We start from the raw sequence: 21,193 nt of genomic DNA, 5'->3' as shown, positions 1-21,193 counted from the left end.
ACCATGAACAACCACATCGCCGTGTTCTGCGGACTCGACGTCGGCAAGTCAGGCCACCACGCAACGGCCCTGGACCGGGACGGCGGTCGACTCTTCGACCATCCGCTGCCACAGGACGAGGCGAAACTACGAGAGGTCTTCAACGGGCTCCAGGCCCACGGACGAGTACTGGTCATCGTGGACCAGCCCAACACCATCGGGGCCCTGCCCATCGCGGTAGCCCGCGATGCCGGCTGCGAAGTCGCCTACCTACCCGGACTCGCGATGCGCAAGGCCGCTGACCTCTATCCGGGTAAGTCCAAAACTGATTCCCGTGATGCATTCATCATCGCGAACACGGCCCGTTCGATGCCCCATACCCTGCGCCAGGTGGACCGCGACAGCGAGGTCCTCTCCGCGCTGAAGGTCCTCGCCGGCTTCGATGCCGACCTGACCCACGAATGCACCCGTGCCATCAACCGGCTGCGCGGCCTGCTGCTGCAGATCTTCCCCGCGCTGGAGAGGGTCTTCCCGGAAACGAGGATCACCCGCCCCCTCGTACTGGAGCTCTTCATCCACTACGGCGGCCCCACCGGGCTGCGGGCCGCCGGCAAGGGCAACGTGCTGCGGTTTGCCCGTAACCATTCCCGTAAGGACCCCACCGGACTCATCGAGGAGATCTTCACCGCCCTGGCCGAGCAGTCGGTGACCGTCGCCGGCACCGCGGCGGTGGAAATCGTCGTGCCCCGGGTGGCGGCCCAGATCAAGGAACTCAAGGCCCAGCGGGCGATCCTGGCCACCGAGGTCGAGAAGCTGGTTGATGACTTCCCTCTTTCCAAGGTCTTGATCTCCATGCCAGGAGTCGGCATCAAGACCGCGGCAACAGTGCTCCTGGCCATCGGAGACGGCACCGGGTTCAAGGACGCCGCACACCTGGCCGCATACGCCGGAATCGCTCCGACATCGCGGTATTCGGGCACTTCGATCCATGGTGAGCACCCGTCCAGGTCGGGGAACAAGGCGTTGAAGAATGCCTTGTTCCGCTCGGCCTGGGTGGCCAGCTGCCACGATCCGATCTCCATTGCCTACTACCAGCGCAAACGCGCCGAGGGGAAGAAGCACAACGCGGCCATCATGTGTCTGGCAAGACGACGCTGCGACGTGCTCTACTCAATGATCAAGAACGGCACCCTTTACGAGGAAAAGACCCCCGTAGCCGCTTGACGAAAAACATAGGGACACCCCCCGTCGTGGCGCAGCAGGAATGTCAGGAGCGCCGCGGTCCCGAGCATGGCAGGTAGGGACAACAGGGCGGATCGTACGCCGACCTCTGTCAGCGAGGTCCCCGACAGTTCCGAGGCCAACAGCGTTCCCGGTCCGAGGGCACCCCACGGCACTGCGAGAAGACCCAACAACGAGAAAAGCGTGGTCCGGGGCACCGAATGTCCCAGCATCCTCAGGATCGGCGCGCCGACGGTAACTCCTATGCCGAAACCCGTTACCGATTCGGCAAACGGCACCAGCCCGAAGACCACCAGCACGGTCCCGGCCCGCCGGGACGGGGCGCTGGTCTGCAGCCAACCGGATATGGCTGCCATGGCACCGGTGCTGGACAGGATCCGGCTCAGCAGCACCCCTGCATAGAGAATCAGCATGATCTCGATGATGGTCGGGGAGAACTGGGCCAGGGACGCCAGGACCACCGACGGGGCTGTCGGGAAGAACCCCACAGCGACGACGATGCCGACGCCCAACGACCAGACGGCGATACGTGTGGCCCGGACGCCCAGGAAGAACAGGACTACCGCCAAGACGATGGGTATCGCTGCTGCGACCGCAGGCATGGCAAACCTCCCTCGGTTCCCTCCATGGCCCGGCCAAGCCGGGGAGCACCAGGCTCTCCACCGACCGTAGTACACGGGATGCACCTTCTCGCACGTCGCGGGCATGCGGCTGGGCTCGGCTATCTGTGAGGCGTCCGCGCAACGGCGTGCCTTCCGGCCGCCTCCGATGCCCGGCCCTAGACTCGGGAACGTGACCGCTCTTGGCAACCTGGCACAGGTTCCCCCCGACTTCATGACAGCGCTGTCCGCGCTCCGTCAGGCGGACTGCCGTGCCGAAATGCGTTTGGCCGAAATCCCGGCTCCGGCCCGGCTTGCCCCGTTCGCGGTGGCCCTGTCGGCCGAGGTGTTCGAACCGCCCGCTGCCGGCCACGGATCACTCCACGGCCCGGCCGCGGCCGCATTGGCGGAAGCCCGCACCCTCAATCAGGATGACGAGCTGGCGACTGGACGCTTCATCCTGCTCCATGATCCAGCAGGTTCGGACCTGTGGAAGGGCACCTTCCGCATCGTCACCTATATCCGCGCCCAGCTCGATGCCGCAATGGGCAATGACCAGATGCTCGGATCGGTGGCCTGGACCTGGTTGCTCGACGCCCTGCACGAGAACAATGCCCGCTATTCCGAAGCCGGCGGAACCGCAACACGGATGTTGTCGCAGAGTTTCGGCAGCCTCCAGCAACGCCCGGAAACGATCGACATCGAACTGCGGGCCTCCTGGACACCTGATGGTTCCGACGTCCGCGCCCACCTGGAAGCGTGGAACGACATGGTCTGCACGTTCGCCGGGTTGCCACCCCTTCCGGAGGGCGTGACGGCGCTGCCCCTGCGGCGCAGGAACTAAATCAACTAGAATTGGTTCCATCATGACCGATTCGCGCACCGACAGCCTCCCCGAAACCCCCGACGTCGGGGATCTGGCCCCACCGGCGCCCGAGCCGACCCCACTGACGGAACCCCGCGATGGCGTCCCCCCGGTGGTTTATACCGACGCGGGCCTCCGGCGCGCGGCGCGTGCCCTGGCTGCCGGAACCGGACCTGTCTCCGTCGACGCCGAACGGGCCTCCGGGTTCCGCTATGGCCAGCGGGCATTTCTCGTCCAGCTCCGTCGTGAGGGCGCCGGCACCTGGCTGATCGATCCCGTCCCGTTCGAGGACCTGCTCCCGATCAACGAGGCGTTGTCCGGAGCCGAATGGATCCTCCACGCCGCCACCCAGGACCTGCCCTGCCTCGGCGAGTTGGGCATGCGCCCAGATGCCTTGTTCGACACCGAGCTGGCAGGCCGGCTCGCGGGCCTGCCCCGCGTCGGGCTGGGACCCATCGTCGAATCACTCTTGAACCTCAGGCTGGCCAAGGAGCACTCCGCCGCCGATTGGTCCACGCGACCCCTACCCGAGCCGTGGTTGCGGTATGCCGCGCTGGATGTCGAAGTCCTCGATGAGTTGCGGTTGGCACTGATCGACCTGCTCCGGGACGCCGGCAAGCTGGACTTCGCCCTGCAGGAATTCGAGGCCATCCGGACAGCAGAGGCACCGGCCGCACGGGTGGATCCCTGGCGGCGCACCTCCGGACTCCACCAGCTCCGCGACCGCCGCCAACTGGCAGCGGTGCGGGCACTGTGGTCCGAACGCGAATCCCTGGCGGAAAACCGTGATGTGGCACCGGGCCGGCTGATCCCCGACGCGGCCCTCATCGCTGCCGCCAAGGCCATGCCGTCCACCGTTCCCCAGATGTTGAAGACGCCCGGCTTCCACGGGCGCGCGGCCAGCAAGGAAGCCCCGCGTTGGTTGCGCTGCCTCCAGCAGGCCCGCACCGAAGAGGACCTGCCGCCGATGCATATCCCTTCATCGGCTCCCCCGCCGCCCCGCACGTGGGCCGACAAGGACGAGGCTGCAGCCCGCCGGCTCACCACGGCCAAGCCACGCATCGCCCGGCGGGCCGAGGAACTGGACATGCCGATCGAGAATCTCCTGACTCCGGATACGCTGCGCCGCATTGCCTGGCGGCCGCCGACACGCATCGATCCCGAGTCGATCACGGCCGGACTCGAAGAACTTGGCGCCCGCCCGTGGCAGGTGGAGCAGACCGCTCCCATCATCACCGTGGCTTTCCTGGACCCCGAGCCCCTGCCCCGGAAGGGTGCCGCCTCGCGGGCCTGACCGCCCGGCGTCACCACCCCCGCCGCACCCCGCCGCGTTCCGCCCGGGACTCCCGCTGGCTTTCTTGCAGCATTAGTTACCCGCCGGTAACATATGGAGTGGATCACATTCATTCCACGCAAGGAGTCACTCCAGTGAGCCCCACCACCGCACGCGCGCTGCCACGCCATCGGCAGGTCCGTGACGTCGTCTTCGTGGACGGCGTCCGCACCCCCTTCGGCAAGGCCGGCGACAAGGGCATCTACCAAGGCACGCGGGCCGATGACCTCGTGGTCAAATGCATCCGGGACCTGCTGCGCCGCAATCCCGGATTGCCGCCCGAACGCATCGACGAGGTGGCGATTGCGGCGACCACGCAGACCGGCGACCAGGGCCTGACGATCGGCCGCACCGCTGCCCTGTTGGCGGGGTTGCCGCAGTCGGTCCCCGGGTACGCCATCGACCGGATGTGCGCCGGCGCCATGACCGCCGTGACCACCAGTGCGGGCTCGATTGCCTTCGGTGCCTACGACGTCGTCATCGCCGGCGGTGTCGAGCACATGGGCAACCACCCCATGGGGGCCGGCGCGGATCCAAACCCCCGTTTCATTTCCGAGCGTTTGGTCGACCCGGCTGCGCTGAACATGGGGAACACCGCAGAGAACCTGCATGACCGCTTTCCGGCCATCACCAAGGAACGCGCCGACCGCTACGCCGTCGCCAGCCAGGCCAAGCTGGCCGCCGCCTACGACGCGGGGAACATCCAGCCCGACCTCGTACCCGTGGCCACGCGGCGACCCGGCGAAGGCTGGGCGCTGAACTCCGTCGACGAGCCACCACGACCGGGCACCACGCTGGAGGACCTGGGCTCCCTCCGCACGCCATTCCGTGCGCACGGCCATGTCACCGCGGGCAATGCGGCAGGACTCAACGATGGTGCCACCGCGGCCCTGTTGACCTCTTCGGAAGCCGCCGAGGAACTGGGCCTGACCACGAAGATGCGCCTGGTGGGTTATGCCTTCGCCGGCGTCGAACCCCAGGTGATGGGCATCGGCCCGGTACCGGCCACGGAGAAGGCGCTCGCCCAGGCCGGACTCTCCATCAAGGACATCGGCTTGTTCGAGATCAACGAGGCCTTCGCCGTGCAGGTGCTCTCCTTCCTGGACCACTACGACATCGCCGACGACGATCCGCGCGTCAACCGCTATGGTGGGGCCATCGCCGTCGGGCATCCGCTGGCTTCCTCGGGCGTCCGCCTGATGAACCAGCTGGCCCGCCAATTCGAAGCCGACCCCTCCGTACGCTACGGCCTGACCACCATGTGTGTCGGTCTCGGCATGGGCGGCACCGTCATTTGGGAAAACCCCCACCACGCCGACTACGAAAAGGACGCCTGAGACATGGCTGCACAGGATTTTGACCGCTTCGGGGTACTCGCCGGGCAGGTCCCGGACGAGATCGTCACCCACACCCTGGTCTCCGACGTCCGACTGCCCTCCGGCAAGACGCTCGCCCTGCTGACCCTGGACAACGGATTGGACCACACCAAGCCGACAACGCTGGGTCCGGCGACCCTCATCGAGCTCGGCCGGGAACTCTCCCGCCAGCAGGAACGCGCCGCCGCCGGGGATATCGACGCACTGGCCGTCACCGGCAAGCCGCACTTCCTCGTGGCCGGCGCCGACCTGACCACCGTGAAGACCCTGAAGAGCTCCGACAGCGGCGGGCTCATGGCCGAACTCGGGCATGCCGCGTACGACCTGCTGGCCGATCTGGGGGTCCCGACCTTCGTCTTCATCAACGGCGTGGCCCTCGGTGGCGGCCTGGAAATCGCCCTGGCCTCGACCTACCGCACGGTCTCCACCGGAGCCAACGGCATCGGGCTGCCGGAGGCCTTCATCGGGCTGGTACCCGGCTGGGGCGGCGTCTACCGGCTGCCGCGCCTGATCGGCCCCGAGGCCGCCATGACCGTCATGATCGAGAACCCGCTGAACAACAACCGCTCGCTCAACGGGACCACTGCCCACCAGCTGGGCATCGCGGACGCCGCCTTCGAACCGGCCGACTTCGTCGAGCAGTCCCTGGCCTGGGCCGACACGGTCCTCTCCGGCGCAGCCGTCGAGCGCCCGAACGCGGTCGACCCCCTGACCGACGCGTCGGTGGCGGAGCGCTGGGACGCTGCCGCCGCCAAGGCGCGGGCCTTCGTGGAAGCGAAGACCGCGAACGCCGCACCGGCACCGGGCAAGGTCCTCGACGTCTTCGAGGCCGGGAAGACGATCAGCCAGCCCGAATCCGCGAAACTCGAGTGCGCCGCGCTGACAGAACTGATGCAGACGCCCCAGTTCCAGGACACGGTCTACGCATTCCTCGACCTGGTGCAGAAGCGCGCCAAGCGCCCGGCCGGCGCACCGGATGCGCAGCTGGCCCGCCCGGTCACCAAGATCGGCGTCGTCGGCGCCGGGCTCATGGCCGGGCAGTTCGCCCTGCTGTTCGCCAAGGCGTTGAAGGTCCCGGTGGTCATCACCGACATCGACCAGACGCGGGTCGACAAGGGACTGGCCTACATCCACGGCGAGGTCGACAAGCTGCTGGCCAAGAAGCGCATCTCCGCCGACGCCGCCAACCGGACGAAGGGGCTCGTCACCGGCTCCGTCACCAAGGACGCCTTCGCCGACGCCGATCTGGTCATCGAGGCGGTCTTTGAGGAACTCCAGGTCAAGAAACAGGTCTTCGCGGAAGTGGAGGCCGTGGTCTCCCCCGAGTGCATCCTGGCCACCAACACCTCGTCCCTATCGGTGACGGAAATGGCAGCCGACCTGAAGCACCCCGAACGCGTCGTCGGCTTCCACTTCTTCAACCCGGTGGCCGTGATGCCGTTGATCGAGATCGTGCGCGCCCCCAAGACCAACGACGTCGTGCTGGCGACCGCCTTCGCCGTGGCCAAGCAGCTGCGCAAGACCGCAGTGCTGGTCAAGGACTCGGCGGCGTTCGTGGTCAACCGGGTGCTGCTGCGGCTGATGGGCGAGGTCTCCAACGCGTTCGACGACGGCACCCCCGCCGACGTCGCGGACAACGCCCTGCGACCCATGGGCCTGCCCATGAGCCCGTTCACCCTGCTGGCCATGGTCGGTATCCCGGTCGCCCAGCACGTCACCGAATCGCTGCATGCGGCCTTCGGCGACCGCTTCCGCGTTTCCGCCAACCAGCAGGCGCTGATCGACAACGGACTGAAGTCACTCTGGGCCAAGAACGACGACGGAACGCAGTCGATCCCGGAGTCCACCCTCGCATTGCTGAAGTTCGGCGACTCCCCCAGTACCTCCGAGGAGCTGCTGGTCCGCACCCAGGATGCACTGGCGCAGGAGATCGGCATGATGCTCGACGAGGGCGTCGTTGCCGGCCCCGAGGACATCGACCTGTGCATGATCCTCGGTGCGGGCTGGCCGATGCACCTGGGTGGGATCACCCCGTACCTGGATCGTGTCGGCGCCTCCGAGCGCGTTCGTGGGGCGCGGTTCCACACGGCCTGACACCGGGTCCTTCACAGCACGGCCGCCGATGGCGGGGTAGCCCGGGGTGCCCCGCCATCGGTGCGTCCGGGAACGCCGGATGCGGTGCAGCCGCCCAGCCCGCCATGAAAGAATCGTGGCATGAGTACCACCGCGCAACCATGTCGCCGACTCGTTTTGGGATCCACTCTCGCGGTCGGCGCTGCCACCACGTTGGCCGCCTGCGACGACGGATCCTCGGCGGCTCCGGATAACAACCCGCAGCCGGTTCCCGAACCCTCCGGCGACCCGGTGACCGTCGCTGATGCCTCCGATCTACCCGTCGGTTCCATGGTGAATGTGGCCCGGGATGGGTCCAAGGACGCCTACCTCATCTACCGCAAGGACGAGAAGACCGTGCTCGCCTACACCTCGGTCTGCACGCACGCCGGATGCCGGGTCGGTCCGGGCGAGGGCGACTTCCATTGCCCGTGCCACGATTCGCATTTCAGTGCCGACGACGGAACGGCCAACGCCGGCCCGGCCCGGGGTGCCCTGACCCGGTATGCCGCGGAGATCTCCGACGGAAAGATCCTCCTGTACCCGTAGCGCGGAGGCCGGCCTCTCGCGGTGTCGGCTCCCTGGTGCCACAATGGGCCCATGGAACAGTTCACAGCCCATTTGACGGGACGCCGGGCAGTCCTGGGAGGATCGTTGGCGCTGGGGACCGGTGCCGCTTTGGTTGCGTGCGGCGGGGGGAACAAGACCGAGCCCGTCCCGGAACCCAGTGGGACGCCGACGAAGGCCACCACGACGGCGGATCTGAAGGTCGGGGCGAGCGCTTCGGTGGCGGTTAATGGCGACAACTACCTGCTGTGGCGCAAGGACGAGAACACCGTCTACGCCTACACGGCGGTCTGCACGCACCAGGGCTGCACGGTCGGCCTGGGCAAGACCGACTTCAAGTGCCCATGCCACGGGTCGGAGTTCTCCCACGAGGACGGATCGCGGGTGGCCGGTCCGGCGAAGAAGCCCTTGACCCGCTATGCAGCTGCCATCGACGGCCAGGACGTGATGATCTACCTGTAGGCGGACCTCACCGGCGCACGCCGTGCAGGAGGAAGTCCGCGTTCGCCGTCTCCAGTCCGGCGATGGCCTCCCAGCCGGCAGATCCCGCCTGGTCCTGCACGGGAATCGAATGGGATCCATCCCACTCGCTGGCGACCACCACTCCATCGGCGACCCAATGGCTGGCCTGCCGAACGCCGTCGACCTCCCGGTCGTAGCGCAGGATCGCGCCAGGGACTTCGATGCCGGCGAGGACGTAAGCTGGCGGATCGGCATCTTCGACAGCCAGCAGCCGGGTGTCCTGCGAGGTACCGGTTTCGTCGTCGACCGCGGTCCACGACGCCATGCGCGTCCCGGCGGAGACCAGCCGGCCCAGGACCAGGTATTCGCCGAAGCCCGGCAACGTCCCGGCGGGAACGTGCCGGGTCACCCCCGGCGGAAGTTCGCGTTCGTCGCGGGTACGGATCGTCGCGCCGACAACGGGCAGGCTACCGGTGTGCGTCCAGCTGGCGGGATTATGCAGCAGGACCGGTTCGACCATGCCCGTGGCGTGGAACCAGCTCAGGTCCCAATCGATGCCCGGGACGAAGCGGATGCGTGATTCGGCCAGGTAGGTGCCGGCCTCGCCCTCGAGCGCGACGCGGGTCAACAGCACCGAGTCCTTCCAGACCCGGCGCAACGCGCCGATGCGCGCACCGCGGTCCCAGAACACCTCCCAGCGTTCGAAATCCGGCGTCGCGTCGAGGAGCTCCCGCGGCGTGGACATGGTGCGCCCCCCTAGAAGAGGGCCACTTTCGGTTCGCGCGGGAAGATCCGGTCCAGTTCGGCCAGGTCCTCGGCGCCCGGCTTCCACGAGGCCGCCACCGCGTTTTGCCGGACCTGCTCGATCCGGGTGGCCCCGGCGATGACGCTGGAGACCGGGGACTGGGCGGCCAGCCAGGAGAACGCCACCTGGACGGGGGTCAGGCCGCGGGCCGCGGCGAAGTCGCCCAACGCCGCGAGTTGGTCGAAGTCGGCCTTCTCCAGCAGGTTCTGGCGCGAATGCGTCAGCCGGCTGCCTTCGGGCGCCTGGCCGGCGGAATACTTGCCGGTGAGCAGGCCATTGGCCAGCGGGAAGTAGGGCAGCACGCCCAGCCCGTAGGCGGCGGACGCCGGCAGGACCTCGAGTTCGGCACGGCGGTCCAGCAGGTTGTAGTGGTTCTGGCTCGAGACGAAGCGCGTGTACCCGCCCGAACGTGCGGTGAATTCCGCCTCGGCGATCTGCCAGCCCGCGCGGTTGGAGTGCCCGACATAGCGGACCTTGCCGGAAGCGACCAGATCGTCCAGGGCGGCCAGCGTCTCGTCGATCGGGGTCAGCGGGTCGGGGGTGTGGAACTGGTACAGGTCGATGTAGTCGGTGCCGAGCCGGCCCAGGGAGGCCTCCACGGCCCGCATGATGTAACGCCGGGAACCCCGGGCACCGAAGTCACGCCCGTTGGCTCCGGAGGTGTCCATGCCGAACTTGGTGGCGACGATGACATCGTCACGGTGTCCGCCCAGGGCCTTGCCGAGCCGGGACTCGGAGAGACCGGACTCGCGGCCATACGTGTCAGCGGTGTCGAACAGCGTGATCCCGGCGTCCAGGGCGGCATGCACGACGGCGTCGCTGCCCTGTTGCGACTCGGTGGCGGTTCCGCTGCGGCCGAGGTTGTTGCATCCCAGGCCGACCACCGACACCGTGAGGCCGGACCGGCCCAACCGACGGTATTCCATTTCGGGCTGCGCTTGCGGTGCGGTGCCGCGGGTGGAGTTGCTGGCGTTGCTCACGTCGGTGTGTCCTCTCGGAGAATCTGGTCTAGGTGGCCGTGCGGTGGTGGCTTTCGCGCTCAGGAGAGCGAGAACTTGCCCTTCGGCGGCATCGGGTACTTCTGCTTCGCGTTCTCCGGCTCCGCGTGGGGTGCCACGCCGATGGAAAGCTTGGTGAAGTCGAGCTTGGCCTGGCGGATGCACACGGCGATGGCGGTGACCGCCTTGGCCGGTTCCGGCGAGAGGATGCGGATGTTGAGCTTGCCGGGGACGAAATCGCTGGATTCCACGGTTCCCAGGCCGCGCCAGGCCAGGTGCCCGCGGAGGGCCTCGATGGCCTTGTCGCGCAGGTACCCGTCGCGCTGGGTACCGTCGGTGGACTTGAGCGCGTACTGGGCGATCACCCAGGACTGCTCGGCGTCGGCGAGTTCGGCGTAGCCGTCCTCGGTGCATTGCAGGTCGAAGGCCTCCATGAGGCCGGCGCCCTTTTCGGCGTCCACGTCAACTGCCTGCTGGGTGGTCGACTGGTGCCCAACGGTCCCGTGGTTGACCACGAACTGGCCGGTCGGCTCACCGTCGGCCTGTTCGAACCAGGCCTCGCGGAACTGCAGGACCCCGTCGTCGTCACGGCGGTAGGTGCGCTGGATGGGCATGCATTCTCCTGGGTTATGGCGTAGGTGTTCTCGCGGCCCGCCCGCCCCGGTATCCGGCGGCGGCGCGGTGCAGCATCTAGCCTACTGCCTGCGCGATGAGGCGGCGTCCGCACACGAACCAGCCGTCCGCGGTGGTGCCGAACGGTTCGTCGCCCGCTCGGACCCGGGCCATCAGGTCCTCGGCTGCGGCGCGCAGACGCCGGGCCAGCGGCTCCGGATAGCCCATGGCGAGGGCATGCTCGGCGAATTCGTCCTCGTCGTCGAGGTAGACGCCGCGGGTGGTGGAGCGGACGACGTCGAGGTCCATGTCGATGGAGTTGAACTCCCAGCCGGTCGGCTTCAGCGGCCGCCAGCCGAGGTTGGACGAGACATCGATGTAGACCCGGAGGTCGCCGGGATGCGTCTCGTCGTAGCAGGTGGCCACCCAGTCGCCCCGGTGCGGGAAGAGGCAGACGGCGTCCGACTCGGCGGCGAACCCGGCACCGGGCCGGGAGACCAGCGACCCTTGCGGTTGGATGACCCAGTGCCCGTGGCGATCGGCGCCCAGGTACCGGCCGGGGACGACCCAGTGGGCACCGCCGTCGTACTTCCAGGCGCGGGCGATCACGAGGTCGCCCTCCGCGATGCCTTCCGGCGACGCCGCCAGACCCTGCGGCAGGCTCACAGCCGCGGGATCTGGCCGGTGGGCAGCTCCTGGCCGGGGAGCGGGCGGGCGAACGGCACCTTGGTGCCCAGCACCTGGGCCAGGGTGTCCTGGGCGATCTGGTTGGCGGTCAGGCCCACGCGTTCCAGGACCTGGTTGCGCGAACCGTGTTGGAGGAACTCGACGGGCAGGCCCACCTCGTTCAAAGCGGTGTCCACGCCGGCTGCGCGCATTTCCTGGCGGATCCGCGAGCCGACTCCCCCGGCCTTCACGCCGTCCTCGATGCACACCACGATGCGGTGCCGGGCGGCCAAGCCAATGATGGAGCGTGCCACCGGCAACACCCAGCGCGGGTCCACGACGGTGGAGGTGACGCCCTGGGCTTCGAGCCGGCCGGCGACATCCAGCCCGAGCGTGGCCATGGAACCGACGGCGACGATGAGCACGTCCCGCTCGTCCGCGCCGTGACGGGCCAGGACGTCGACGCCGTCCTCCAGGCGTTCGAGGGCCTCGAGTTCCGCCCCGACACTGCCCTTGGAGAACCGCAGCACGGTCGGTGCGTCGTTGATGGCGACGGCCTCGCGCAGTTCCTCGCGCAGCCGGGTGGCGTCGCGCGGGGCGGCCAGGGCCAGCCCGGGGACCGACTGCAGCAACGCCAGGTCCCACATGCCGTGGTGGCTGGGGCCGTCTGGGCCGGTGACCCCGGCGCGGTCCAGCACGATGGTGACACCGGCGCGGTGCAGTGCCACATCCATGAGCAGCTGGTCGTAGGCCCGGTTCAGGAACGTGGCGTAGAGCGCGACCACCGGGTGCAGGCCACCGAAGGCCATGCCAGCGGCGCTGGTCAGGGCGTGCTGCTCGGCGATGCCGACGTCGATGACCCGTTCGGGATGGCGCTTGGCCATGGCGGAGAGCCCGACGGGGATGAGCATGGCCCCGGTGACGGCAACGATGTCCTGGCGCTCATCGGCAATGTCGGAGATCTCCTCGCCGAAGACCGACGTCCACGATTGGGCGCCCGGACGTTCGACGGGTTCGCCGGTCTCCGGGTCGATGACGCCGACCGAATGCATCTGGTCCGCCATGTCCGCCAACGCCGGCGGATAGCCCCGGCCCTTCTCGGTCAACGTGTGCACGATGACCGGGCCCTCGTAGTTCCGCGCCTGCTGCAGCGCCTCCTCGACGGCGACGAGGTTGTGCCCATCGATCGGGCCGATGTATTTCATGCCCAGGTCCTCGAAAAGCCCCTGCGGCGCCCACCAGTCCTTGATGCCCTTCTTGGTGGCGTGCAGCGACTTGTACGTGAAGCGGCTCACCGCCCCACCCTGCTGCAGGCGGTCCTTCCACCAGGACAGGGTGTCCTCGTAGACCGGGTGCGTGCGGACCTTGTCCAGGGTGCGCTGGCGCAGACCGGCCAGCTGCTCGGCCAGTCCGCCGATGGTCGGGGCGTAGGAGCGGCCGTTGTCGTTGACCACGATGACGACCCGGCGGTCGGGGTCGGCGGCGATGTTGTTCACGGCCTCCCAGGCCATCCCGCCGGTCAGGGCGCCATCTCCGACGACGGCGACGACGTAGCGGTCCCCCTCCCCGGCGAGCTTGCGGGCACGCGAGATGCCCTCGGCCCAGGACAGCGAGGACGAGGCGTGGGAGGACTCCACGATGTCGTGCACGGATTCGGAGCGGTCGGGGTATCCGGCCAGGCCGCCCTGCTGGCGCAGCGTGGAGAAGTCCTGGCGCCCGGTGACGAGCTTGTGCACATAGGACTGGTGGCCGGTATCGAAGACCACGGAGTCGCGCGGGGAGTCGAAGACGCGGTGGATGCCCAGCGTCAGTTCCACGACGCCGAGGTTCGGGCCCAGGTGCCCGCCCGTCCGGGAGACGTTGGCGACCAGGAAGGTGCGGATCTCCTCCGCGAGTTCCTGTAGCTGCGGCATGCTCAGGTGACGCAGGTCGCCTGGCTCGTGGATGCTCTCGAGCAATCCCATGCGGAGTGGTCCTTTCGCTGCCGGGAAGATCATTCCATCGTACTGCCGCCCCTGCCCCGATCACGAGTCCGCGTGCACCGTGGCACCCAGCCCCAGGAAGGAGGCCACGCCGTCGTGCCCCTCGACCTCCAGCGTCCAGGCCGGTCGGTTAAGGCCCTGGGGTTCCAGCCGGAGGTGTTGCACGTCCTGCGCGTTGCCGCCCCATGACTTCCGGGTGCTCCCGTTCGGTGCATAGCCCACGGTCCGGGAGACGGCCAGCGACGCCGTATTCCAGCTCGCGGCCTCCGACTCGGCCACCTCTGCGCCAAGGTGGTCGAAGGCATAGAGCACGACGGCGGTGCGCATCTCGGTGCCGATCCCCCGGCCCTGGGCCGATTGGCGGAGCCAGGAGCCGGTGGACACGGTGCGCAGCGTGCCGAAGTCCGCGGCCACCAGGTCCTGCATGCCCACCAGTTCCCCCTCGTTCCAGACCCCAAAGGGCAGCGTCCATTGTGCGGCCGTGGTCTGGGCCCGGGTCCGCCAAACGTGCAGGGCCATGTTCGCCGGGAGTTCGGCTGCCGGTACCGAGGTCCAGGGGTAGGAGAAGGGACTGCGTGCCGGGTCGTGGATGCCGGATTGGGCCGCGGCAATGAAGGCCGGGATGTCGTCGTCGGTGATCGGGCGCAACACCAGGCGCGGGGTGGTCAGGCGCAGGTCGAAGAGCGGCCACGGGATCGTCGGGTTCTCCATTGGTAGTCAGGGGCGCAGGTGCCGACGTGCGGTCCTGGTTCCCCATCCCCCTTTCAATCCGTGCGTGCGGTTTTCCCGCACACGGCTTAACGATGAACTTCTAGGCATGGTTACGCACTCCGTGGATAGCGTATGGTGCCACGTAATCTATACAGGCCATGGCCGTTGAACCAATCCTCGGTCCACTCCAGCGCTTGACCCGCTTTGAGGTTGCGCCCCCGCCGCCTGACCAGCTGCTTACGCAGCCGCATGACGACGTAGGTGTCGATCTGCCGGAACTTATCCCCGGCGTTGCCGGTCCTGAAGTAGTTGCCCCAACCGCGCAGGATCGGATTCAGCATCGCAATGATGACCCTGATATCCATGCCCGACCGATTCTTACCGGTCAGCTCCTTCACGCGTTGGCGTACCTTCTTCATGGCCCGCTTCGCGGGCCACCGATGCAGGTAGTAACGCACTATGCGTTTCTGCTCCCACAAACGCCCCGACATCCGCGCCCGGAAATGACAGCCCAGGAAATCAAACCCTTCCCGGCCACCGCGAAGATCGATGATCTTCGTCTTGTCCGGATGCAGTTCCAACCCCAAGGAGGCCAGAACCGACCCGGCGGTTTCCAGGGCACGATCCGCCTGCCGCTGCGTGCGGCACAACACCACGAAGTCATCCGCGTAGCGGACGACTTCCCCGACACCGGCCTCTGCCATGGCCCGGTCGAAGGAATGCAGGTAGATGTTCGAGAGCAAAGGCGAGATCACCCCTCCTTGAGGGGTACCAGCCAACGTCCGCTCGACTCGCCCGCCCTCCATCACACCGGCCTGCAACCACAACCGCACCAGTTTCAGCACCCGCCGGTCCGAGACCCTCGCAGCGACCGCTTCCAGCAACCGCTGGTGCTCGATCGTTCCGAAGAAGTCCCGGATATCGGCCTCCACGACGAAGACCTGTCCCTGGGCGAAGCCCTTGCGGATGGTCTCCATCGCGTCCGTGGCCGAGCGCCCGGGCCGGAACCCATGCGAGGACGGAAGGAAATCCGCCTCGAAAATCGGTTCCAACACCATGCGCACGGCCTGTTGCGCCACCCGGTCACGCACCGTCGGGATACCCAACGGGCGCCTGCCCCCGTCCGCCTTCGGGATGAACACCCGTCTGGCGGGCTGGGGCCGATACCGGCCTTCCAGCAAATCCGCACGGAGCTCGGACAACATCAGCCCGACCCCGTACGCCTCAATATCGGCCAAGGTGATTCGGTCCACCCCGGCCGCTCCTCGATTACCACGCACCCGCTCCCATGCCTCATGCAGGACGTCAACCCTGCATGCACGATCGAATAGGGCATGGAAACGGCGATCCCCGGACTGCTTGGCCGCAGCCCATAGCCGGCGTTGAAGTTTTCGCGCGCCCGTCACCGGCGGATGCCGGTTCAGGTCGACAGGCTGGTGCCTGACGGGGTTGTTGGACCGGGCTGTCCCGGTCATGCCCTGACGCTTACCCTCTTCACGAGCACGTTCAAAGCGGGGGTCCTTCCCTAGGTGCGCGTTATGTTGCACGCCCCTCACCGGTACTATGGCCCCCTCGGACTCCCGCTGCCCACCACCGGATTTCACCATCGGCTTATACCAGTGGCCTTCGCCCGACGTGGGCCGGGCAGACGGGTCTCTTCTGTTCCGGACCAGACCTTGCACACGTGCCACCACCCGTACCCCGGAAGGACCCGCCAAGCTGACCCCGGAACAGGGCCTGACGGACATGGCCTTCGCCGTGACATGATCGGCTCGGCTCCCTCGTTGTGACTGTGACGAGGCTGCAGTGTTCGCTTGATGCTGCGGCCCGCGTGCTTGCTCCCCCTGACAGGGCTTTTGACATCCCGCTCAGCCCGCCAGATCTCTCCAACGGACCGGGACCTGCTACTCGGCGCTCCGGTACCTACCGAGACGGGACTTGCACCCGCCGGTCTGATCCAGCTTTCAGAACGCACCATGGGGTGAGTCTAGGGGCCCTGCCCGTCCTGCCCCTCCACAGCCGGTCGGATTCAGCGACGCCTGCCACCCTGTTGCCCCGGTGGCCCGACATATCGTAGCCAGCAAGGTCGCGACCGTGGTAGACAGCAATAAGCACTGACGCAGCCACATTGGTTCTCCGGCGGATGATATTCAGGTCAATCCGCCGGCGCACTTCTGATCTGAATAGAACCCCCAGTCAGAATCGGGCCGGGCGCGAAGGAGCAGCACCATGACAATCAGAGGCAGACCTACTCCCGATGAGCTGCCCGCACCGGCCGCATCCAACATCACCCCCCAAACACTGGCCGGCTTCCGGCGTGAGCTGGATCAGCGAAAATACGACGCGGTGGACAGTTCGTGGGCGGGGTCCGTACCGGCACAGTACGGGGTGGCACCACGGGTACGCATCGGACGCAGTAGGTGGTTCAACCTCTTGTGGCTGCTGCCCATGGGCTTCGTGCTGCTGATCATCGGTATTGCAGTGGCCAAGGGCCTACGCGAGATGCCCGGAGTGGCCGGGTTCATCGACCAGTACCCCGGCACGGTTGTTCCAGGCACGTCGGAAGCCAGCACCGGGTTCCCGGCGTGGTTGGGGTGGCAACACTTTTTCAATATGTTGTTGATGTTTCCGATCATCCGCTCCGGGTTGACGATCATCGCCGACCACCCCCGGTTCTACTGGACCCGGCACTCGACTCCTGGCAAGGATTGGTTCCGGGTGCAGAAACCGGTGCCCGCAGATCCATTATGGACGGCCAAGCAGGATTCCATCACGCTGCCCGACGGCATCGGGTTGCCGGGACGACGTCATTCCATCGGCCTCGCCCGGTGGTGGCATCTGGGGATCAACACCCTGTGGCTGCTCAACGGAATCATCTTCTACATCCTGGTGTTTGCCACGGGCCACTGGCTGCGGTTGGTCCCCACCAGCTGGGAGGTCGTGCCCAACGCCTTCTCGGTGATGATCCAGTACCTTTCCCTCGACTGGCCCACGGACGACTCCTGGGTCGCCTACAACAGCCTCCAGATCCTGGCCTACTTCATCACCGTCTTCGTGGCAGCGCCGCTGGCCTTCATCACGGGGCTGGGAATGTCACCTGCCCTGTCAACCAAGTTCAGGTGGATCAGCAGCATCTTCAGCATCCAGTTCGCGCGTTCACTGCACTTCCTGGTCCTGGTCTGGTTCCTGCTGTTCATCATGATGCACGTCACCCTGGTCGTGGCAACCGATGCCCTGCACAACTTCAACATGATGTACACGAACAGCAACGACACCGACAGCTGGAACGGGTTTTGGGTCTTCGCCGCTTCACTGGTCGTGATGATCGTTCTCTGGGTTGCCGTCACCCCATTCACCTACCGCCATCCGCGCGCCGTGCAGCGCATCGGCTACGCCCTCATCGGCCCCGTGCAACGACTGTTCGAGCATCTGGATTCCAAACCGGGCCAGTACACCGAAAAAGACATTTCCCCCTACATGTGGCATAACGGCAAGTACCCCGAAACGCCCGAATATAGGGGCCTCTTCGAGGACAACTTCGCCGACTACCGCCTGCAGATCTCCGGTCTGGTCGAGACCCCCGCGGGGCTGGGCCTCAAACAGTTGCGGAGCCTGCCCTACCACGAGCAGATCACGCAGCACTTCTGCATCCAGGGCTGGTCCGGTATCGCGAAATGGGGCGGAGTCTCCATGCAGACCATCGTCGACCTGGTTAAACCAAAGCCCGAGGCAAAGTGGGTCATCTTCTACTCCTTTGCCGAAGGGCCCGACGGCGGCATCTACTACGATGCCCAACCCATCGAACAGATGAGCTATCACCTGACCATGCTGGCCTACGACATGAACAACGAAGCCCTGTCCTACGGCCACGGCGCGCCGCTGCGGCTGCGCAACGAGGTCCAGCTCGGCTTCAAACTCGTCAAGTGGATCAAAGGAATCGAATTCGTCGAGGACTTCAGGGACTTCGGCAGCGGGGAAGGCGGCTACAACAACGACCACGAATTCTTCGGCTACCGGCAATCCATCTAAGCAACTCTGCATCAGGAGAGCGAAAACCATGACGTCGAACAGTTTCGGTGCGCGCCATCACCTCACCGTGGATGACCAGACCTATGAGGTCTACCGGATCGACCAGATCGAGGGAACCGACCGGCTCCCCTACAGCCTTAAGGTGCTTTTGGAGAACCTGCTGCGCAACGAAGACGGCCGGCTGGTCACCGCCGAGCAAATCACTGCACTAGGCAACTGGGATCCGCAGTCCGAAGTCAACGCGGAAATCCAATACACGCCCGCCCGGGTGCTGATGCAGGACTTCACTGGTGTGCCCTGTGTCGTCGATTTGGTGGCCATGCGCGACGCCATGACAGAACTCGGCGGGGACCCGAAGAAGATCAACCCGCAGATCCCGGCCGAACTGGTCATCGACCATTCAGTCATCGCCGACGTCTTCGCCCGACCCGATGCCTTCGGAATCAATGCCCAACTGGAATTCGAACGCAATCAAGAGCGCTACCAGCTGCTGCGCTGGGCGCAGCAGTCCTTTGACGACTTCCTGGTGGTTCCCCCGGACACCGGCATCTGCCACCAGGTGAACCTCGAATACCTTTCCCGTGTCGTCTTCACCCGCGAGGGACCCAACGGAATGCAGGCATATCCTGACACCCTGGTCGGTACCGACTCGCACACTCCGATGGTCAACGGTCTCGGGGTCCTCGGTTGGGGTGTCGGCGGCATCGAAGCCGAAGCCGCCATGCTCGGCCAGCCGATGAGCATGTTGATCCCCCAAGTCCTCGGACTCAAACTCACCGGCGAGCTGCCCGAGGGAACAACGGCCACCGATCTGGTCCTCACCGTCGCGGAATTGTTGCGCCAAGTCAGGGTAGTGGGGAAATTCGTTGATTTCTTCGGTCCCGGAGTCGCCAACGTCCCGCTGGCAACGAGGGCCACCCTAGGCAACATGAGCCCCGAGTACGGCTCCACCGGCTCGATCTTCCCCATCGACGACGAAACGCTGTCCTACCTGCGCCTCACGGGCCGGGAGGAACGCCAAATCAGGCTCGTCGAGGCCTATGCCCGGGAGCAGGGGCTGTGGCACGATCCGGACCATGTGCCTGACTACAGTCAAATCGTTGAGCTCGACCTCGGCACCGTCATTCCCTCGATCGCTGGACCGAAACGTCCTCAGGACCGCATTCCCCTGGCCGTTGCCCAGCGCGCCGTCCGCGGTCTGCTGTCCGGGATGACCCATGAAGACGCCATCCAGGGCGGCCTGGATGATGCGTCCGCCGATTCCTTCCCTGCCAGCGACCCCATTGCCATCAGCCGAAGCATTCCCCGGGATGACCCGCCCCATCAGTATGAGAACGACGACACCGCTTTCGAGTGGCCCTCCGACCCGGCAGACGTCGTCCTCGGCGGGAACACCTCGAGTATCGACCATGGCGATGTAGTCATCGCAGCCATCACCTCCTGCACCAATACATCCAACCCGTCGGTCATGATCGGCGCCGGGCTCTTGGCGAAGAACGCCGTCGAACGCGGCCTGCGCAGCAAGCCGTGGGTGAAGACCACCCTCGCGCCGGGATCGCGGGTCGTGACGGACTACTACAACCGGTCTGGGCTCACCCCCTACTTGGAGCAGCTCGGTTTCGATCTGGTTGGCTATGGCTGCACCACCTGCATCGGCAACTCCGGTCCCCTGATCCCGGCAGTGAGCGCCGCCGTCGCCGACCATGACCTGACCGTGGCCTCGGTCCTGTCCGGCAATCGGAACTTCGAAGGACGCATCCATTCCGAAGTGAAGATGAATTTCCTCGCCTCCCCACCGTTGGTCATCGCCTACGCCTTGGCCGGAACCATGCACGCAGACCTGCTCAACGAGCCCCTGGGCCAGGATCCCGAGGGCAACCCGGTCTACTTGCGAGACATCTGGCCGACAACAGCAGAAATCAAGGCCGTGGTGGATGACAACCTTGAAGCGAAGATGTTTACCGAGGGCTATTCGGATGTCTATGCAGGAGACGAGAACTGGCGCGGAATGCACATCCCCGAAGGGGACCGGTTCGCCTGGGATGACACGTCAACCTACATTCAGCGGCCACCGTACTTCGAGGATATGAGCGCCGAGCCAGCAGCGGTTCACGACATCATCGGGGCACGAGTCCTCGCATTGCTCGGGGACTCGGTGACCACCGACCACATTTCCCCGGCCGGAGCGATCAGGCCGGACTCCCCGGCCGGCCAATACCTGATCGAGCAGGGGGTTGAACCGGCCAATTTCAACTCCTACGGTTCCCGCCGCGGTAACCACAACGTGATGATCCGGGGCACCTTCGCCAACGTGAGGCTCCGCAATCGGCTTGTACCAGGGGTTGAGGGCGGCTTCACCAAGCACTGGCCCGACGGCGAACAACACAGCATTTTCGACGCGGCAACGGCGTACGCAGCAGACGGAGTACCCCTGATCGTTCTCGCGGGTTCCGATTACGGTTCCGGTTCCTCCCGTGACTGGGCGGCCAAAGGCACTGCGCTGCTGGGCGCCAAGGCCGTCCTCGCGTCGTCGTTCGAGCGGATTCACCGCTCAAACCTCATTGGCATGGGAGTGCTGCCACTGGAGTTCCGTGCAGGTGACACGGCGGAGTCCCTGGAATTGACCGGTGAGGAGGTCTACTCGATCATCGGACTCGAGGGACGGGAACGCCTGCCGAAAGAGGTCACCGTCCGTATCGAGGCCGACGGCAATAGCCGGGAGATCACGGCCACCCTGCGCATCGATACTCCAGCCGAAGAAGCGTACTACCTCCACGGTGGGATCCTGCCGTACGTCCTGCGCCACCTGCTGGCAGGCTGAGGCGGAAACATGTCAAACCAGTCGATTTCGGGGT

General features: G+C 66.3%; 17 protein-coding genes. 9 read left to right on the top strand and 8 right to left on the bottom strand.

Translation table 11 applies throughout. From position 1 onward, the window contains the following. The first annotated feature begins 3 nt into the window (after window positions 1-3). A complete protein-coding gene (locus AC1MEQ_RS00225) occupies window positions 4-1,203 on the top strand; it encodes an IS110 family RNA-guided transposase (protein WP_479792894.1) in 1,200 nt (399 codons plus the stop codon). Here the strand turns inward: AC1MEQ_RS00225 and AC1MEQ_RS00220 are convergent. After that, the gene (locus AC1MEQ_RS00220) at window positions 1,173-1,823 is read right to left on the bottom strand and encodes an L-lactate permease (RefSeq protein WP_479792892.1); all 651 of its coding nucleotides are present in this window, start codon (window positions 1,821-1,823) and stop codon (window positions 1,173-1,175) included. The genes AC1MEQ_RS00225 and AC1MEQ_RS00220 overlap by 31 nt on opposite strands. 232 nt (window positions 1,824-2,055) lie before the next feature. Between AC1MEQ_RS00220 and AC1MEQ_RS00215 the strand changes: the two genes are divergently transcribed. The 6 genes from AC1MEQ_RS00215 to AC1MEQ_RS00190 all read left to right on the top strand — a co-directional run bounded on the left by AC1MEQ_RS00215 (window position 2,056) and on the right by AC1MEQ_RS00190 (window position 8,535). Next, window positions 2,056-2,664, top strand: a complete 609-nt coding sequence (locus AC1MEQ_RS00215) for a DUF3000 domain-containing protein (protein WP_479796186.1) — start codon at window positions 2,056-2,058, stop codon at window positions 2,662-2,664. Between the two features lie 22 nt (window positions 2,665-2,686). Continuing rightward, a complete protein-coding gene (locus AC1MEQ_RS00210) occupies window positions 2,687-3,979 on the top strand; it encodes an HRDC domain-containing protein (protein WP_479792890.1) in 1,293 nt (430 codons plus the stop codon). 134 nt (window positions 3,980-4,113) lie between these two features. Beyond that, on the top strand, window positions 4,114-5,355 hold the full coding sequence (locus AC1MEQ_RS00205) for a thiolase family protein (protein WP_479792889.1): 1,242 nt from the start codon (window positions 4,114-4,116) through the stop codon (window positions 5,353-5,355). Between the two features lie 3 nt (window positions 5,356-5,358). Further along, entirely contained in the window at window positions 5,359-7,488 is a 2,130-nt protein-coding gene (locus tag AC1MEQ_RS00200; protein ID WP_479792887.1) for a 3-hydroxyacyl-CoA dehydrogenase NAD-binding domain-containing protein, read from the top strand. A gap of 120 nt (window positions 7,489-7,608) precedes the next feature. Further along, window positions 7,609-8,055: a QcrA and Rieske domain-containing protein gene (locus tag AC1MEQ_RS00195; RefSeq protein ID WP_479792885.1), complete on the top strand. Its 447-nt coding sequence runs from the start codon at window positions 7,609-7,611 to the stop codon at window positions 8,053-8,055. A gap of 51 nt (window positions 8,056-8,106) precedes the next feature. Then, window positions 8,107-8,535, top strand: coding sequence for a Rieske (2Fe-2S) protein (locus tag AC1MEQ_RS00190; protein WP_479792883.1), 429 nt, complete (start codon window positions 8,107-8,109; stop codon window positions 8,533-8,535). A gap of 7 nt (window positions 8,536-8,542) precedes the next feature. On the opposite strand, the gene AC1MEQ_RS00185 is transcribed toward AC1MEQ_RS00190, so the two are convergent. From AC1MEQ_RS00185 to ltrA, 7 genes are all read right to left on the bottom strand, one after another. Beyond that, window positions 8,543-9,280 carry a hypothetical protein gene (locus tag AC1MEQ_RS00185; RefSeq protein WP_479792881.1) on the bottom strand — a complete coding sequence of 246 codons (738 nt, stop codon included), beginning with the start codon at window positions 9,278-9,280 and terminating at the stop codon, window positions 8,543-8,545. 11 nt (window positions 9,281-9,291) lie between these two features. Then, on the bottom strand, window positions 9,292-10,266 hold the full coding sequence (locus AC1MEQ_RS00180; protein ID WP_479796185.1) for an aldo/keto reductase: 975 nt from the start codon (window positions 10,264-10,266) through the stop codon (window positions 9,292-9,294). Window positions 10,267-10,379: 113 nt separating this feature from the next. Then, window positions 10,380-10,952, bottom strand: a complete 573-nt coding sequence (locus AC1MEQ_RS00175; RefSeq protein ID WP_479792879.1) for a hypothetical protein — start codon at window positions 10,950-10,952, stop codon at window positions 10,380-10,382. Window positions 10,953-11,028: 76 nt separating this feature from the next. Continuing rightward, on the bottom strand, window positions 11,029-11,616 hold the full coding sequence (locus tag AC1MEQ_RS00170; RefSeq protein ID WP_479792878.1) for a DUF402 domain-containing protein: 588 nt from the start codon (window positions 11,614-11,616) through the stop codon (window positions 11,029-11,031). After that, window positions 11,613-13,580, bottom strand: a complete 1,968-nt coding sequence (gene dxs, locus AC1MEQ_RS00165) for a 1-deoxy-D-xylulose-5-phosphate synthase (RefSeq protein WP_479792876.1) — start codon at window positions 13,578-13,580, stop codon at window positions 11,613-11,615. Before dxs ends, AC1MEQ_RS00170 begins: the two co-directional genes overlap by 4 nt. A gap of 60 nt (window positions 13,581-13,640) precedes the next feature. Beyond that, the gene (locus AC1MEQ_RS00160) at window positions 13,641-14,309 is read right to left on the bottom strand and encodes a GNAT family N-acetyltransferase (RefSeq protein WP_479792874.1); all 669 of its coding nucleotides are present in this window, start codon (window positions 14,307-14,309) and stop codon (window positions 13,641-13,643) included. A 110-nt stretch (window positions 14,310-14,419) separates the two neighbouring features. Beyond that, window positions 14,420-15,916, bottom strand: coding sequence for a group II intron reverse transcriptase/maturase (gene ltrA, locus AC1MEQ_RS00155; RefSeq protein ID WP_479792873.1), 1,497 nt, complete (start codon window positions 15,914-15,916; stop codon window positions 14,420-14,422). 622 nt (window positions 15,917-16,538) lie between these two features. On the opposite strand from ltrA, the gene AC1MEQ_RS00150 reads away from it, so the two are divergent. Further along, window positions 16,539-18,338 (top strand): molybdopterin-dependent oxidoreductase, encoded by a 1,800-nt coding sequence (locus AC1MEQ_RS00150; protein ID WP_479792871.1) that lies wholly within the window; start codon window positions 16,539-16,541, stop codon window positions 18,336-18,338. A 28-nt stretch (window positions 18,339-18,366) separates the two neighbouring features. Next, complete coding sequence (gene acnA, locus AC1MEQ_RS00145; RefSeq protein WP_479792869.1) at window positions 18,367-21,159, top strand: aconitate hydratase AcnA; 2,793 nt, start codon at window positions 18,367-18,369, stop codon at window positions 21,157-21,159. Window positions 21,160-21,193 lie beyond the last annotated feature (34 nt).

This window comes from Arthrobacter sp. ASL1 (genome assembly GCF_056680475.1).
Note: the sequence above shows the minus strand (reverse complement) of the source record. Positions and strands in the feature narration are given on the sequence as shown.

Bases quoted from the DNA above. Each gene is read 5' to 3' on its own strand.
- AC1MEQ_RS00225 (WP_479792894.1), top strand. From the start codon at position 4: ATGAACAACCACATCGCCGTGTTCTGCGGACTCGACGTCGGCAAGTCA.
- AC1MEQ_RS00220 (WP_479792892.1), bottom strand. From the start codon at position 1,823: ATGCCTGCGGTCGCAGCAGCGATACCCATCGTCTTGGCGGTAGTCCTG.
- AC1MEQ_RS00215 (WP_479796186.1), top strand. From the start codon at position 2,056: ATGACAGCGCTGTCCGCGCTCCGTCAGGCGGACTGCCGTGCCGAAATG.
- AC1MEQ_RS00210 (WP_479792890.1), top strand. From the start codon at position 2,687: ATGACCGATTCGCGCACCGACAGCCTCCCCGAAACCCCCGACGTCGGG.
- AC1MEQ_RS00200 (WP_479792887.1), top strand. From the start codon at position 5,359: ATGGCTGCACAGGATTTTGACCGCTTCGGGGTACTCGCCGGGCAGGTC.
- AC1MEQ_RS00195 (WP_479792885.1), top strand. From the start codon at position 7,609: ATGAGTACCACCGCGCAACCATGTCGCCGACTCGTTTTGGGATCCACT.
- AC1MEQ_RS00190 (WP_479792883.1), top strand. From the start codon at position 8,107: ATGGAACAGTTCACAGCCCATTTGACGGGACGCCGGGCAGTCCTGGGA.
- AC1MEQ_RS00185 (WP_479792881.1), bottom strand. From the start codon at position 9,280: ATGTCCACGCCGCGGGAGCTCCTCGACGCGACGCCGGATTTCGAACGC.
- AC1MEQ_RS00180 (WP_479796185.1), bottom strand. From the start codon at position 10,266: ATGGAATACCGTCGGTTGGGCCGGTCCGGCCTCACGGTGTCGGTGGTC.
- AC1MEQ_RS00175 (WP_479792879.1), bottom strand. From the start codon at position 10,952: ATGCCCATCCAGCGCACCTACCGCCGTGACGACGACGGGGTCCTGCAG.
- dxs (WP_479792876.1), bottom strand. From the start codon at position 13,580: ATGGGATTGCTCGAGAGCATCCACGAGCCAGGCGACCTGCGTCACCTG.
- AC1MEQ_RS00160 (WP_479792874.1), bottom strand. From the start codon at position 14,309: ATGGAGAACCCGACGATCCCGTGGCCGCTCTTCGACCTGCGCCTGACC.
- ltrA (WP_479792873.1), bottom strand. From the start codon at position 15,916: ATGGTGAAATCCGGTGGTGGGCAGCGGGAGTCCGAGGGGGCCATAGTA.
- AC1MEQ_RS00150 (WP_479792871.1), top strand. From the start codon at position 16,539: ATGACAATCAGAGGCAGACCTACTCCCGATGAGCTGCCCGCACCGGCC.
- acnA (WP_479792869.1), top strand. From the start codon at position 18,367: ATGACGTCGAACAGTTTCGGTGCGCGCCATCACCTCACCGTGGATGAC.